At 65.5% G+C, this 14,352-nt stretch carries 11 protein-coding genes, 1 pseudogene and 1 other annotated feature; of the genes and pseudogenes, 7 read left to right on the forward strand and 5 right to left on the reverse strand.

Annotated features, from left to right (window positions below):
• The first annotated feature begins 29 nt into the window (after positions 1 to 29).
• A complete protein-coding gene (locus AC1PPK_RS15940) occupies positions 30 to 956 on the forward strand; it encodes a LysR family transcriptional regulator (protein WP_481114010.1) in 927 nt (308 codons plus the stop codon).
• A gap of 82 nt (positions 957 to 1,038) precedes the next feature.
• On the forward strand, positions 1,039 to 2,826 hold the full coding sequence (locus AC1PPK_RS15945; RefSeq protein WP_481114011.1) for a M61 family metallopeptidase: 1,788 nt from the start codon (positions 1,039 to 1,041) through the stop codon (positions 2,824 to 2,826).
• Between the two features lie 22 nt (positions 2,827 to 2,848).
• Here the strand turns inward: AC1PPK_RS15945 and AC1PPK_RS15950 are convergent, their stop codons facing one another.
• Genes AC1PPK_RS15950 through lexA form a run of 4 tightly spaced genes read right to left on the reverse strand, consistent with a single transcriptional unit; the run spans position 2,849 to position 7,023 of the window.
• Positions 2,849 to 4,201, reverse strand: coding sequence for an MATE family efflux transporter (locus AC1PPK_RS15950; protein WP_481114012.1), 1,353 nt, complete (start codon positions 4,199 to 4,201; stop codon positions 2,849 to 2,851).
• A gap of 36 nt (positions 4,202 to 4,237) precedes the next feature.
• The gene (locus tag AC1PPK_RS15955; protein WP_481114013.1) at positions 4,238 to 5,695 is read right to left on the reverse strand and encodes a Y-family DNA polymerase; all 1,458 of its coding nucleotides are present in this window, start codon (positions 5,693 to 5,695) and stop codon (positions 4,238 to 4,240) included.
• Entirely contained in the window at positions 5,631 to 6,395 is a 765-nt protein-coding gene (gene imuA, locus AC1PPK_RS15960) for a translesion DNA synthesis-associated protein ImuA (RefSeq protein ID WP_481114014.1), read from the reverse strand. Before imuA ends, AC1PPK_RS15955 begins: the two co-directional genes overlap by 65 nt.
• A gap of 25 nt (positions 6,396 to 6,420) precedes the next feature.
• Complete coding sequence (gene lexA, locus AC1PPK_RS15965; protein WP_481114015.1) at positions 6,421 to 7,023, reverse strand: transcriptional repressor LexA; 603 nt, start codon at positions 7,021 to 7,023, stop codon at positions 6,421 to 6,423.
• A gap of 400 nt (positions 7,024 to 7,423) precedes the next feature.
• Between lexA and AC1PPK_RS15970 the strand changes: the two are divergent.
• The 5 genes and pseudogenes from AC1PPK_RS15970 to AC1PPK_RS15990 form a co-directional block, all read left to right on the forward strand.
• Positions 7,424 to 7,924, forward strand: a pseudogene (locus AC1PPK_RS15970) (peroxiredoxin); the annotation flags it as partial.
• Entirely contained in the window at positions 7,890 to 8,369 is a 480-nt protein-coding gene (locus AC1PPK_RS15975; protein WP_481114016.1) for an FKBP-type peptidyl-prolyl cis-trans isomerase, read from the forward strand. The pseudogene AC1PPK_RS15970 and the gene AC1PPK_RS15975, both read left to right, overlap by 35 nt.
• 99 nt (positions 8,370 to 8,468) lie before the next feature.
• The gene (locus AC1PPK_RS15980) at positions 8,469 to 10,484 is read left to right on the forward strand and encodes an ABC transporter ATP-binding protein (RefSeq protein WP_481114017.1); all 2,016 of its coding nucleotides are present in this window, start codon (positions 8,469 to 8,471) and stop codon (positions 10,482 to 10,484) included.
• 876 nt (positions 10,485 to 11,360) lie between these two features.
• On the forward strand, positions 11,361 to 11,705 hold the full coding sequence (locus AC1PPK_RS15985; protein ID WP_481114018.1) for a GFA family protein: 345 nt from the start codon (positions 11,361 to 11,363) through the stop codon (positions 11,703 to 11,705).
• Positions 11,706 to 11,810: 105 nt separating this feature from the next.
• Positions 11,811 to 12,335, forward strand: coding sequence for a P-loop nucleotide/nucleoside kinase family protein (locus AC1PPK_RS15990; RefSeq protein WP_481114019.1), 525 nt, complete (start codon positions 11,811 to 11,813; stop codon positions 12,333 to 12,335).
• Positions 12,336 to 13,050: 715 nt separating this feature from the next.
• Here AC1PPK_RS15990 and AC1PPK_RS15995 read toward each other — a convergent pair.
• A protein-coding gene (locus tag AC1PPK_RS15995) for an IS3 family transposase (protein ID WP_481113787.1) occupies positions 13,051 to 14,273 on the reverse strand; the annotation gives its coding sequence in 2 pieces (ribosomal slippage) (positions 13,051 to 13,991 and positions 13,991 to 14,273; 1,224 coding nt in all).
• Positions 13,879 to 13,995: a sequence feature (AL1L pseudoknot), on the reverse strand. It overlaps the preceding gene by 117 nt.
• Positions 14,274 to 14,352: the final 79 nt, after the last annotated feature.

The following is a 14,352-nucleotide window of genomic DNA, read 5'->3' on the forward strand; positions in this document are numbered from 1 at the left end:
TATCTATATACATATTCTGTTTTGCAGATATGAAATACACCTTACGTCAGCTGGAGATCTTCGTCGCGGTGGCGCGCCAGGAAAGCGTGTCGCGGGCAGCGGACGAACTTGCCCTGTCCCAGTCGGCGGCGAGCACGGCACTCGGTGAATTCGAGCGCCAGTTCGACACCCAGCTGTTCGACCGCATCGGCAAGTCCCTGCGCCTCAACGAGCTGGGGCAGGTGCTGCTGCCCCACGCGGTGCAACTGCTCGAACATGCGGTGGAGATCGAATCCCTGCTGGCCCGGCAGACCGACTTCGGGCCCCTGCAGATCGGTGCAACGCTGACCGTCGGCAACTACCTGGCGACGCTGATCGCCGCCGATTTCCTGCGCCGCCACCCCAGCGCGCAAGTGAAGCTGAAGGTGCACAACTCGACGACCATCGTCGATCAGCTGCTTCATTACGAGCTTGATCTGGGGCTGATTGAGGGCACCTGCCGGCACGCCGACTTGCTGGTGGAACCGTGGGTGGAGGACGAACTGGTGGTCTTTTGCGCGCCTTCGCATCCGCTGGCGAAGGCGGGGCGGATCGGCGTCGACGAGCTGGCCGACCAGGACTGGATCCTGCGCGAGAGCGGTTCTGGGACGCGGGAGACCTTCGACCAGGCGCTGCGCCATTTCAATGGCGAGCTCAAGGTGCGCCTGGAGCTGGAGCACACCGAGGCGATCAAGCGGGCGGTGGAAAGTGGTGTGGGCATCGGCTGCATTTCCCGCTTGGCGCTGCGCGAGGCTTTCCGGCGCGGCAGCCTGGTACCGGTGGAGACGCCGGAACTGGACCTGCGCCGCCAGTTCCAGTTCGTCACCCACAAGCGCAAGTACGTGACCGCCGGTATGCGTGAGTTCATCGTCCTGTGTCGTCAGATGACGGCCGGCGCCGCGCGCAGCGACCTGATCGATCTGCCCTTCATCCCCTGATGACGGGTGCGTTGGAGGCGCGCCAGGCGCCGTGTGGCGAGTAGAATCACGGCTCCGTCACATTTCCGCCCAGATCGACTCCATGCCTTGCTCCGTCCGGTTCACTATCCAGGCCGCACAGCCGGCCGCCCATCTGTTCGACATCACCCTGCGCATCGAGCGCCCGGACCCGGCAGGGCAGGTTCTCAGCCTGCCAGCCTGGATTCCCGGCAGCTACATGATCCGCGAGTTCGCCAAAAACATCGTGAGCCTGAGCGCCAAGGCGGGCGCCCGCCATCTGGCGGTGGTCAAGCGGGACAAGCACACCTGGGTGTTACCGGCGGGGCTGGACGAACCGGTGACGGTGAACTACACGGTGTATGCGTGGGATCTATCGGTGCGCACCGCACACCTGGACCAGACCCACGGCTTCTTCAATGGCACCAGCGTCTTCCTGAAGGTGCATGGCTGCGAGGCGCAGCCCCACTTCGTGGACATCCGTCCGCCGCGGGGCCTGAAGGATGCGGGTTGGCGCGTGGCCACCAGCCTGCCGGAAGCGGCCGGGGAAGCCGGTGCGGCGGAGCGCTACGGTTTTGGCCTGTACCGGGCGGACAATTACGACGAGCTGATCGACCACCCGGTCGAGATGGGCACGTTTTCGCTCGCCGAATTCGACGCCTGCGGCGTGCCCCACGCGGTGGCCATCACCGGACGCCACGATTGCGATATGACGCGTCTGGTTGCCGATCTCAAGCCGATCTGCGAGGCGCAGATCAGGTTGTTCGGCGAGCCGGCGCCGATGGACCGTTACGTGTTTCTGACCATGGCGGTGGGCGACGGCTACGGCGGCCTTGAGCACCGGGCATCCACCGCGCTGCTGTGCAGCCGTAATGATCTCCCTTACGCCGGCATGGACGAGGCGACCGAGGGCTACCGGCAGTTCCTTGGCCTGTGCAGCCACGAGTACTTCCACACCTGGAACGTCAAGCGCATCAAGCCGGCGGCATTCGTGCCCTACGACCTGACGCAGGAAGGCTACACACGCCTGCTGTGGGCCTTCGAAGGCTTCACGTCCTACTACGACGACCTGATGCTGGTACGCAGCGGGCGAATCTCCGCCAAGGATTACCTGGCGCTGCTGTCGAAGACCGTCACGCAGGTGCACAAGGGCTGCGGCCGCCGCAAGCAGAGTGTGGCGGAGTCCTCCTTCGAGGCGTGGACCAAGTATTACCGCCAGGACGAGAACAGCCCCAACGCCATCGTCAGCTATTACACCAAGGGTTCGTTGGTGGCCTTGTTGCTTGACCTGCGTTTGCGCGCGGACAGCAAGGGCGCCCGCAGCCTGGACGACCTGATGCGCACCCTGTGGCAGCGCCACGGGCTCACCGGCGTCGGCGTCGAAGAGGAGGGCCTCTTCGCGCTGGCGGCAGAACTCGGCGGGCCGGCGCTGGGGCGCTGGCTGCGGGAACTGGTCGAAGGCACCGATGAGCTCCCGCTGGATGTCTGGCTCAAGCGGCTTGGCCTGACCCTGACGTGGGAGGTGCCGAACAGCAGTCCGGGCCTGGGCGTGCGCACCACGGCCGACGGCGATGCGGTCAAGCTGGCCAATGTCTACGACGGCGGTGCAGCCCAGGCGGCCGGCCTGTCGGCGGGGGATGTGCTGGTCGCGCTGGATGGCCTCCGCGTCACCAACGCCAACCTGGACAAGCTGCTGGCCCGCCGGCTGGCCGGCGAGACGATGCATGTGCATGCCTTCCGGCGCGACGAGCTGATGGCGTTCGAGGTGGAGCTTCAGGCCGTGCCGGCGGACACCGCCAAACTGGCCTTTGCGGAGCGCAGCTCGGGCCAGGCCAAGGCCTTGCGCGAGGCCTGGCTGACGGCCACAGTCTGAGCGCGCAGCGCGCTCCCTTCGTTCAGAGGCGCCGCGCCACGCGGTACAGGTAGGCGCTGAACAGCACGGCCGCGGCGATGTTGCTGAGCACCGTGGCCTGCCAGAAACCTGCCACGCCCTGGGGCGGCAGCATGTTGCCGATGCCGTAGAAGGCCAGACCGTAGCCGCCGGCCAGGCCGATCCCCCAGAAACACAGGGTGTGTACGAGCATCGGGCCGAAGGTGATCTTGTAGCCGCGCAGCGCATGGGCGGCCACCGTCTGGATGGCGTCGAAGAGCTGGTAGAGCCAGATGTAGATCAGTAGGGAAATGCCGAGTTGCTGAACCTGCGGGTCAGACGTGTAGGCGGCGAAGATCGGCTCGCGGGCGAGCCAGATGACGGTGGCGACCGCAGTGGACAGGCCCGCGCCCAGGATGACGCCGACCTTGGCCGCATGGCGTGCGCCGCGGCCGTCGCGGGCGCCGACGGCCTGGCCGACCAGCACGAGGGTGGCGATGGCGAGCGCCAGCGGGAGCATGTAAATCAATGCTCCCAGGTTGCCGACGATGCGGTGGCCGGCGACCACCGAGGCGCCCAGTTTGGCGACGAGCAGGGCGATCAGCGTGAAGGCGGTGATCTCCACGAAACTCGAGAAGCCCATCGGCAGGCCTAACCGTAGCAGATCCGAGAGTACCCGTGGATGCGGAGCCTGCCAGTGGGCAAAAAGCCGGTAGCGGGCATAGGCCGGCGATCGAGCCATGTGGAAGAGCGCGCTGACCAGCGCCAGCCAGCCGACGACCGCGCTGGAGACCGCACAGCCGGTGCCGCCCAGAGGAGGCATTCCGAGATGGCCGTTGACCAGCGCCCACGACAGCGGGATGTGCACCGTGGTGGTGACCAGGCTGATCACCATCAGCACCCGGCTGTGCCCCAGCGCATTGGTGAAGGCATAGAAGGTGCGGTAGAGCAGCACCGCCGGCAGGCCCCAGGCGATGGTGCCCAGGTAGGCACGGGCGCGGGCTTCGATCTCGGGGCTCATCTCGCTGAATTGCATCAGCCAGTCCGGCCGGGTGAGCAGCAGCACACCGGGAACGGCCAGCAGCAGGGCCAGCCAGAAGCCCTGCTGGAGGGTCGGGGCGATGTCCTGGTGGCGCGCCGCGCCGACGTGATGGGCGACGGTGGGGGAGACGGCCTGCAGGATGCCGACCAGCAGCATCACGATGGAGATGTAGATGCCGCTGCCGACCGCGACGGCGGCCAGATCGGTGGTGCCATAGTGGCCGCTCAGGACGGTGTCGCTGACCATCTGGGTCATGGACGACAACTGGGCGACGAGCACCGGCCAGGCGAGCTCGAGGATGCGCCGGGCGAGGGGGGATGAGGAGGGCGATTTCATGAGCCGCGTAGTCTAGCCCAGCCGTGTCGACGGCTCTCAGGCGAAATGGCCGTGGAGATACCAGTAATGGGGCGCGACGCCGTCCCGAAAAACCCAGGCCAGGCCGCCATCCTGACTGCGGGCGACGAAGTAGTCCCGGCGTACTGTGGCCTCGGGCCCATCCCACCAGCCGGATGCGATGCGTTCCGGACCGGCGAGGAGCGTCCACGGCGGCGGGGCCGGAATCGGTCGGGGCTCCGGCAGCAGCCATAAGGGGCGCGGCGAAGCCGGCAGCGGCGGCGGTTCTTGGCGGCCGCGGCTGCGGTCCGGCGACTGGGGTTCGACCCAGCGCCAGGCCTTCTCGGGGCGGTGGTCGGGATGGGAGGCGAGGCAGCGCACAGCCTGGTCGCCGAGACGGGCCCGCAGGGTGGCCAGCAACAGGCCCGCATCGCCCGGCTGGCCGTCATCGCCCTGGAAGAGTTCGCCGGCGGGCGGTGCCAGCGGACGGGGTTCGTCGGCGGTGAGGCGCAGGGCGTCGACGGCGGCCGGCAGGGGCAGGCGGTTCAGGTGCTCGCGGGCCAGCAGCTGGCAGCGCTGCATGTCCTGGGAGAGGGTGCCCAGCACGATTTCCAGCGGCGCTTCCGGCGCCTGGCTGTTGCGCTCGAATTCCAGGACCAGCGTAAAGCGTTCGATGCCGGCCTGGCGGGCGTCCAGCCAACCGGCCAGGCCGGCGAGCAGGCGGCGGGCGGCGAACAGCAGGGTGTCCACCTGATCGGACGGAGTCGGCAGCGGCAGGCGGGACGCATAGCGTTCGGGCGGAGAGAACCACGGACGCGGATCGGGGATGCGCCCGTAAGCCCGGTCGAGGGCGTCGGTGACCGCCTGGGCGTGGCGCCGGGCCAGACCGTGGCGCGGCAGGCGGCACACCTCTCCCAGGCTGGCATGGCCGGTACCGGTGAGCAGGTCCAGGCTGTCGGGGCTGACCGGCGTGCCGTCGGCGAGGGCGATCAGCGGCAGCGGATCGAGCCGCGCCGCCAGTGCTTTTCCGGCGTCATCCCCAGCGCCGAAACGGGCCAGCCAGCGGGCCGCCAGCGGTGTCTGTGCAACCGCCAGGCGGGCGTGGAAACCTAGTTCCTCGATGCCCTTGGTGATCTGCCGGCCCAGTGGAACGAGCCCACCGAACAGGCGCAGGCAGGTTTCCACCTCCAGCAGGATGGCGTGGGGCGGGTCGAGGCTGATGGCCGGGGTGAAACGTCCGGCCCAGGTGGCTATGTCGATCAGCGCCGCGTGCTCGAGGGCGGGCTGCCGGTTGACCAGGCACAGCTCCGGCGCTATGGCCAGTGCGCTGGCCCGCCCAAGCCCTGGCTCCACGCCGCGCGCCATTGCCGCCGGATCCGCGGCCACCACCCGCCGGCGAGGGTGGCCATCGAGGACCGCAAGCGGGGCGGCCTCACTGCGCCCCCGCGTGAAGACCTGGAGGGGCAGATCGGGGAGGTAAAGGGCGCACCAGAGCATGCTTGCCGGAGGGGGAGGAGGGCTGCTGCGGATCGATCGTTGCCGTCGAAGGATGTTCGAGGCCGCCGTCGGGCCGTGTGCCACCGCCTGGCCACGGGAGTTCGAGCGCCAGGGGGGCGGCCAGTTGCGGCCCGCGGCGCTTGAGGATGCGGATCCCGAGGCCGCCGCGGCAGGGGCTGAGGGCCAGCCGCAGGACGGCTGGCGAGGGTTGATGGGCCGCGCTTTCTGGGCGGAGCAGGATCAGCGGCGTGCCGCTTTCCTCGGCGGCCAGTTGCAGGCGGCGCAGGGCGCCCATGTCGGCGTCGGCCAGCCATAGCAGGACCACCTCGCAGCTGCGGGAGTCGAGGGCCTGGCGGGCCGCCCAGCGGGCGTGGGCCGGACTCTCGGGCTGGACGATGAGCAGGCGTTCGAGGGGAACCCCGGCCGCCGCCAGGGCCGGCGCATAGGGCAGGCCGGGCGGGGCGATGCAGGCCGCCCAGCGCCCTGCCGGCACGTTGGCGAGCAGGGGCAGCAACAGCCCCAGTTCACCGACGCCATTGCGGGGCAGCAGCAGTTCGCTCAGCGCGGCGAGGGGCCAGCCGCCACCGGGCAGGACTGCGTCGAGTGCGGCATGGCCGGTCGGCCGCCCCGGCAGGGCCGGCGTGGCCAGCCGGTCGCCGCGCCAGACAAGGTTGTCCAGGGATAGGGCGGGGGCGGCCATGGCGTGGTTCAGGCGATGCCGGTGGTCAGAAACTGTCGTTGCGGATCAGGCCGACGGCGATGCCTTCGATCTCCAGCTGGTCGTTGCGGGTGTCCACGACGATGGGTTCAAAGTCCGGATTGGCCGGCAGCAGCTCGACGATGGGGCCTTTGCGGGCCAGGCGCTTGACGGTGACTTCGTCCTCCACGCGGGCGACGACGATTTGCCCGTCCCGGACTTCGGTGGTGCGATGGACGGCCAGCAGGTCGCCGTCGAGGATGCCGGCGTCGCGCATGCTGAGGCCGCGCACCATCAGCAGGTAATCGGCGCGCGGGGAGAACAGGCCCGGATCCACCTGGTAGCGGCCTTGCACGTGCTCGGCGGCGAGAATGGGGCTGCCGGCGGCGACCCGCCCGATCAGTGGCAGGCCGAGGGCTTCCTTCAGGCGGATACCGCGGGCGCGGCCTTCTTCCAGGGAGATGACGCCCTTGGCGGCCAGGGCACGCAGATGGGTTTCCGCCGCGTTGGGGGAGCGGAAGCCGAAGGCGGTGCAGATCTCGGCCCGGGTCGGCGGACGCCCTTCCTGCTCCACGGTGTCGCGGATCAGCTGGAGGATTTCCTGTTGGCGGGGGGTGAGATTGTCGGACATTGAGGGCTCCTGTGAGTCTTGTGTAATTTTATACAGGTTGCGACGGATGGCAAGCCGGGCGTGCCTTTGCCAACCGGGAGCCGAGCCTCGGGAAGCGTGACAAACTGCGGGCTCCGGGCATAAATGACTTGAGCCTCCGCCCCCGGTGGACTATCCATTCAAGAGCATGCCTTCTCCTGATTGATGCAGGTGTGGCAAGCTGGCATCCGGAACACCAGCCAACAGATTTCGTAGACAAGGCACGCCACATAGATAGATTTCACCCCAACCCGCACGGGTTCGCGAGAGCCCAGCCCCCGGAGGAGAGATGCCCATGTTCGTCGGCCCGCAACACGCTTCGGGTAGAGTTCTCAGCGCTGCTCGGTTAGAATCCTCCGACTCGCCCGCGTCGCCTTCTGAAGGCTCGCCCGCTCCGCTCTTTTCCCTGCCCGATGCCGACATGGAGATGTTCGATCTGGCGTCGGTGCTGGGTTCCAGACACGTAGTCCTGTACTTCTATCCCCGTGACAACACCCCCGGCTGCACGCGCCAGGCCATCGATTTCAGTGACCACGATGCCGACTTCGAGCAGGAACACTGCATGGTGATCGGCATCAGTCCCGACGACTGCCTGACCCATGCCGATTTCCGCGACCAGCACGGCCTGTCGGTGGAATTGCTGTCCGACGAGGACGGCGAGGTCTGCCGGCTTTACGGTGTGTGGCTGTCGGCGGTGGTGGATGGGGTCGCCAAGCGCAGCGTGCGTCGCTCGACCTTCATCATCTCCAGTGACGGGGTGGTGCAGCATGTGCTGCACGATGTGAATCCGCGCGGCCATGCCGCCGAAGTCTTCCAGCTGATAAAGCAACTCAACTCAAGGAATGTAAATGGAAATCGCCAAGAACACGGTCGTCACGCTTGACTACAAGGTTACCGACCCGGATGGCAACGTGATCGACGACGGCCAGCATCCGCTGGTGTACCTGCATGGCGGTTACGACGGCATCTTCACCGTGATCGAGGAGGCCCTGCACGGCAAGAACGCCGGTGACAGCCTGAAGGTCAAGCTGCAGCCGGAAGACGCCTTTGGCGAATACGACGAAGAACTGGTGCTGGTGGAAGAGGCTAGCCTGTTCCCCGACAACATCGAGGTCGGCATGTCCTTCGAGCGTGTCGGCGAAGATGGCGAGGACGAAATGGTCTACCGCATCACCGACATCGCCGACGGCAAGGTCGTGGTGGATGGCAACCATCCCCTCGCCGGCACTGCGCTGGTCTTCGACATCACCGTCAAGAGCGTGCGTGCAGCCAGCGCCGAAGAAATCGGCCATGGCCATGTCCACGGTGATGGCGGCCATCACCACTGATGAGACGGGTGGTCGGCAGGTCGGTTTCATTCCGGCTCCGGCCAACCTGAACTCGCTGAACGGGCCGCTCTGCGGTCCGTTTTTTTTGGAATGAATGGATTGGACTCGGACAATCAGGCGCTGTTGCAGGTGAATGGCCTGCAGGTCGAACTGCGGAACGCCGGCAAGCGCGTCCGCCCGGTGGATGGCATCAGCTTCGAGGTGGCGGCGGGACGCACGCTGGCGCTGGTCGGCGAATCCGGCTGCGGCAAATCGATGACGGCGCTGGCCTGCATGCGGCTGTTGCCGAGCGGAGGCCGGATCTCGAACGGGAGCGTCAGGCTCGGCGGCGAAGTGTTGCAGAGCCTGCCCGAAGTGCGGATGCGCGACATCCGGGGCCGCCGGCTGGCGATGATCTTCCAGGAGCCGGCCACCAGTCTCAATCCTGTGATGACGGTCGGCGATCAGATCGGCGAGGTGCTGGTCCGCCACCGGGGCATGCACGGCAAGCCCGCCTGGGACGAGGCGGAGCGCCTGCTCGACGCGGTCGGCATTCCCGACGCGCGCCGACGTCTCGGCGAATACCCTTTCCAGCTGTCCGGTGGCATGAAGCAGCGCGTCATGATCGCCATTGCGCTGGCCGGCGACCCGGAGGTGCTGATCGCCGATGAGCCCACCACGGCGCTGGACGTGACCATCCAGGCCCAGGTGCTGGACCTGCTCGCCGACCTGCAGGCCCGACGCGGCATGGGCATGCTGCTGATCACCCATGACCTGGGCGTGGTGGCGCGCATGGCGCACCGGGTCGGCGTGATGTACGCCGGCGAACTGGTGGAGACCGGCGAGCGGGAGGACTTCTTCCGCGCGCCGCTGCATCCGTATTCCCGCAAACTCTTCGCGGCCCTGCCCACCCAGGCCCAGAGGGGCAAAGCGCTGGAAACCATCCGCGGTCAGGTGCCGCGCCTTGGTACCCATCGGCAGGGCTGCCGTTTTGCCGACCGCTGCCCCCAGGCACAAGACCTGTGCCGCCAGGTGGAGCCAGCCATGTACACCGTCGGCCACCAGACCGTGCGCTGCCATCTGTACGATCCGGCCGCGCCGATTGGCTGGCTGCCGGAGTCGCCGGCCGGCGTCGAATCCGCTGCCGCGGGCCCGGCCACAGTCGGCGGGGCGCTGGAGGTCGAAGGCCTGCAAGTCCATTTTCCGGTGCGCAAGGGCTTGTTCCGCCGGGTCGTCGGCTACGTGAAGGCCGTGGACGGGGTGTCGTTGAAAGTACCGGCCGGGGAAACCCTGGCCCTCGTCGGCGAGTCGGGCTGCGGCAAGACCACCGCGGGCAAGGCGCTGCTCAGCCTGCTGCCGGCCACCGGAGGCTCGGCCCGCTATGGCGGCCACGAACTGCTCGAACTCAGCCCCCGTGAGTGGCAGCCCCTGCGGCGGGATCTGCAGATGATCTTCCAGGACCCCTTCAGCTCCCTCAATCCGCGCATGCGGATCGGCGAGATCCTGGAGGAGGGGATGGTGGCCCTCAAGGTGGAAAAGACCGCCGAAGCGCGCGCGGCCAGGATCGACGCCCTGCTCAAGCGGGTGGGCCTGGACCCGGCGATGCGTGATCGTTTTCCCCACGAATTCTCGGGCGGGCAGCGCCAGCGCATCGCCATTGCCCGCGCGCTGGCCGTATCGCCGAAGCTGATCGTCTGCGACGAACCGACCAGCGCCCTCGATGTGTCGGTGCAGGCGCAGATCCTCAACCTGCTGCGGGAGCTGCAGGCCGAATACGGCCTGTCCTACCTGTTCATCACCCACAACCTGGCCGTCGTGGATTATCTCGCTCACCATGTGGCGGTGATGTACCTGGGGCGGATCGTCGAGCAGGGGAGTGTGGAGGAAGTGCTGAGAGCGCCCAGCCACCCCTATACGCGCATGCTGCTGGCGGCAGTGCTGCGGGTCGATGGCCGCGAGGTGGGGGTGGTGCCCGTAGCCGGGGAGAACCATGGGGATCTGCCGTCTCCGCTGGCCCCGCCCACCGGCTGCCATTTCCATCCCCGCTGCAGCCAGGCCATGGACGTGTGTCGTCAGGCCTATCCCGGGGAGACCCGGCAGTCACCGACCCGTGTCGTACGCTGTCATTTGTACTGAAAAGAGGGACTGAGCAGCCTCCGAACCTGTCCCGACCATCCGGAAGCTCCTCGCGAGGAGCCCGGCGAATGTCCTGCCCTGTCCGGGAAGCTCTCGCGAGCCCCTCCGGGACAGACCACCCCTATCCCGCCGATACTCCTGCCCTATCCGAAAGCTGCTCGCGAGGCCCACCGGGATAGAGACCGACCATCCCGGAGCTCCTCGCGAGCAGCCCGGAGACAGACCCGTCCTATCCCTCGTACTCAATCGAGGGTCTCCGACATAGGACGGACTACCCCGGTCGGGGTCGCGAGTACCTCCGGGAGGGTCGCGAGTACTTCGGAGGAGGTCGCGAGTACCTCCGAGGGGGGCGCGGGCCCATGCGGCGGGGAGACGAGTGAAGGCAAGCATGCCCGACGTGCAGGTCTTCGCCGCGCGATGGGCGCAAAGACGAGGAAGCGATCAATCCGGCTGGCCCGCGGCTTCGATAGGATGGTGTGGCCCGTCGGATTCATGCGCCGGAAGACATCGCCCGCATCGCCATAGGTCATGGCCAGCAAGGACAGCAACTGCACTTGGCGGGCGGAAAGCTGATTGCCAGATTTGAAAATTGTGAACTGCTCCGCTGCGAGGACGTTCATGCATGGCCAACAATGGGCGGCAGGAGTCGGCCAGCAGCGGAGGGTTGCGTCCCGATCCAGATAGCAGCCATTAGGGCAAGGAAGTAGGCTGTTGCTTTTTCTGCTGTGTTAATTTGCGTTCAGCATAGTCTGAAATTTTGAAAAATAACTTGCCGGCCGTGTTATCCGGCAGAACTGTCGCCAGAAAAAATTGGGTGTCATCATCCACGCAGCTCATCTTCCCGCCGCTGTTTGCAATATACAAAGGAGTCCACAAGTGAAATACAAAGGTAGCTGTCACTGCGGTCAAGTAGCCTTCGAGGTCGAGGGTGAACTTACGCAGGTTATAGAGTGCAACTGTTCAATTTGTTCAAAGAAGGGCGCGCTTCAGTGGGGCGTTTCACCGACAAGTTTTCACCTGCTCACGTCTTCGGAAAAGGTAGCCACCTACACATTCGGCGGGCAAACCATTAAGCATCGCTTCTGCCCAACGTGCGGGATTCATACGTTTGCCGAAGGTGTTCTCTCGGGCAGGTCAATGGTCATGGTCAACGCCCGTTGCCTTGAAGATGTCGAGTTGTCGTCGCTTCCCGTTAAGCACTTCGACGGTCGCTCGCTGTAGTCCGTCATGATGCCCACCCCTGCAATCCACCGGTCTTGCGCATAAAACCGCGCAAGACCGGTGATCTTGAACGTTAGCCGTCTCACCACGCGCAATGCATTTGCCATGCCCACCGTCCACCTAATTGAAGGCCCAGTCGGTTCTGGAAAGTCCACTTTCGCTGCTGTGCTGGCATCGCGTACTAACGGCGTCCACATTGCGCTTGACGAGTGGTTTGCAAACCTATTTAGTCCTGACCGTCCCTCTGGAGACTTTGTGCCTTGGTACATTGAGCGGAAAGAGAGGCTAGTTGATCTTATCTGGTGCCACAGTCAGCGGCTTCTCGCGTCGGAGAAGGATGTCATTCTTGAACTCGGACTTATTCAGCATGCGCCGCGTGTTGAGTTTTGCCGCAAAGTACAAGACTTAGGCTATGTCCCGCTCATTTACGTGCTGGACGCACCAATTGATGTCCGGCGCGAACGAGTACGCCTGAGAAATACTGAAAAGGGCGCAACGTTTTCGATGGTAGTACCAGATCACGTATTCGAGATGGCGAGTAGCCTTTGGGAGGTGCCTGATGAAATCGAATGTGAAGAGTTTGAGGTTCAATTCGTTGAACCTCTTCAGCTTACCCCAACCGACGGCTAACCCGGCGGTGCAGGGGACGCTGCGCGATAAGGCCGCGCAGCGTCCCTGACCTTGAACGTTATGCCGAAATGGTCTCAGTCTGCTTTCGACTCCTTATTCTTGCTGCAGCAACAGCTCTATGCGCGTGCTCCCGGGCTCCCGAGATGGCCGTGCTTTCGCGTGCCACCTCGCCCGACGGCACATGCACTGCCGAGGTCCGCGAGGTGGTCTATGGCCCTCACTTTGGCGGCGAGTCCCCTGCCATCGAAGTCTGGGTCGTTCGCAACGGCCGTTCCGCGCGCGTCCTGCAATTGCCCGAGGAAGGAAGCGAGGTTGTCCCGAGATGGGTTGGTTCTGCTCAGTTGGTGCTCCGGGTCAAAGGCCCCGGCGTCACGACGGACGTGAAGGCGTCGTCTCTTGGCGTTCTCATCGCGCTGGAGAGAACTTGAGCCGCCACCTGCCTAACAGTGCTCTAAGGACTTCCCCGTCAAGCACGATTTTCCAATGACTGGCCGCCAGGCCGGTTTTTCTTTCCTGCCTACCGCTTTTCCTTCCCTGGCACTGCACGCACTCGACGGATCGGACAGACAGACTGCCTCTCTCTAATCGGCCTTGATCGGGTCTCGCCCGGGGCCATGCGACTAACCGCACCAGCAGGCCTCAATCGTTCGTCGGCGGGATCAGGGAAACAGGGATATGAATCGCCCCGGGTTTCGCGGAGGCCATTTGGTTTAAGTCAGGCCATGACAGCCTGAGCGGTTTGACTGCGGTGATAGTTTGCCTCAGCTTCAGCCGGCGGCATGTAGCCAATAGGGGCGAGCAGCCGATGATGGTTGAACCAGGCCACCCACTCGAGGGTTGCCAGTTCCACCGCTTCAGCACTTTTCCATGGGCCACGGCGATGGATCAACTCTGCTTTGTAGAGTCCGTTGATCGTCTCGGCCAAGGCGTTATCGTAGCTGTCCCCCTTGCTGCCAACCGACGTCTCGATGCCCGCCTCGGCGAGTCGCTCGGTGTAGCGGATGGACACGTATTGCGACCCTCTATCCGAATGATGGATCAGGGCATCCCGCTGGGGCTGGCGTGCCCATAAGGCTTGCTCCAGTGCGTCCAGCACGAACTCGGTGTGCATGGAGCGGCTGACGCGCCAGCCGACGATGTAGCGGGCAAACACATCGACGACGAAGGCGACGTACACGAATCCCTGCCAGGTCGAGACATACGTGAAGTCGGAGACCCAGAGCTGATTCGGGCGCTCGGCCACGAACTGCCGATTGACCCGGTCCAGCGGACAAGGCACAGCGGGATCCGCGCGAGTCGTGCGGACGGCGCTTCCACGCCGGGCGCCGACAAGTCCCTCGGCCCGCATCAGACGTTCGACGGTGCAGCGAGCCACCTCGATGCCTTCCCGCTGCAACTGCCGCCACACCTTGCGCACGCCATACACCCGCAGATTGGCCTGCCAGACCCGCTGGATATCCCCGATCAAGCGTTCGTCGCGCAGCGCCCGGGCGCTACGCAGATCAGGGTTGCGCCGACGTGCCGCCCGGCGTCGATACGCCGACGGGGCAACCTGCAAGACCTTGCAGATCGGCTCGACCCCGAGACGCTCCCGGTGCATGTCGATGAAGTCGTGGGTCACTTGTTGCGGCGGTCGAGCTCCGCCTGCGCGAAATATGCGCTAGCCAGGCGCAGGATCTCGTTGGCCCGTTTCAGCTCCCGAACCTCCCGCTCCAGTTCCTTGATCCGTGCGGTCTCGGCACTGCTGACCCCGTCCCGCTGTCCGGTATCCCGCTCGTGCTGCCGAACCCAGGCGTGCAGTGTCTGGGCCGTGCAACCGATCTTCGCTGCAATCGACTGGATCGCTGCCCATTGCGACGGGTGCTCACTGCGCTGCTCGAACACCATCCGCACTGAACGCTCACGTACTTCCGGGGCGTATTTCGTTGTCTTTTTCATGGCTCCATCTTCTCAAGAGTAGGAGCCTCCGCGAAACCCGGGGCGATTCAATCAGCCGTTTCTCTTTTTGATCCGCCAT

Source organism: Zoogloea sp. JDB1 (assembly GCF_056724025.1).

Coding starts and splice junctions, on each gene's coding strand:
- AC1PPK_RS15955 (WP_481114013.1), bottom strand. CDS start 5,695: ATGCTCTGGTGCGCCCTTTACCTCCCCGATCTGCCCCTCCAGGTCTTC.
- lexA (WP_481114015.1), bottom strand. CDS start 7,023: ATGTCCGACAATCTCACCCCCCGCCAACAGGAAATCCTCCAGCTGATC.
- AC1PPK_RS15940 (WP_481114010.1), top strand. CDS start 30: ATGAAATACACCTTACGTCAGCTGGAGATCTTCGTCGCGGTGGCGCGC.
- AC1PPK_RS15945 (WP_481114011.1), top strand. CDS start 1,039: ATGCCTTGCTCCGTCCGGTTCACTATCCAGGCCGCACAGCCGGCCGCC.
- AC1PPK_RS15975 (WP_481114016.1), top strand. CDS start 7,890: ATGGAAATCGCCAAGAACACGGTCGTCACGCTTGACTACAAGGTTACC.
- imuA (WP_481114014.1), bottom strand. CDS start 6,395: ATGGCCGCCCCCGCCCTATCCCTGGACAACCTTGTCTGGCGCGGCGAC.
- AC1PPK_RS15950 (WP_481114012.1), bottom strand. CDS start 4,201: ATGAAATCGCCCTCCTCATCCCCCCTCGCCCGGCGCATCCTCGAGCTC.
- AC1PPK_RS15990 (WP_481114019.1), top strand. CDS start 11,811: ATGCCCACCGTCCACCTAATTGAAGGCCCAGTCGGTTCTGGAAAGTCC.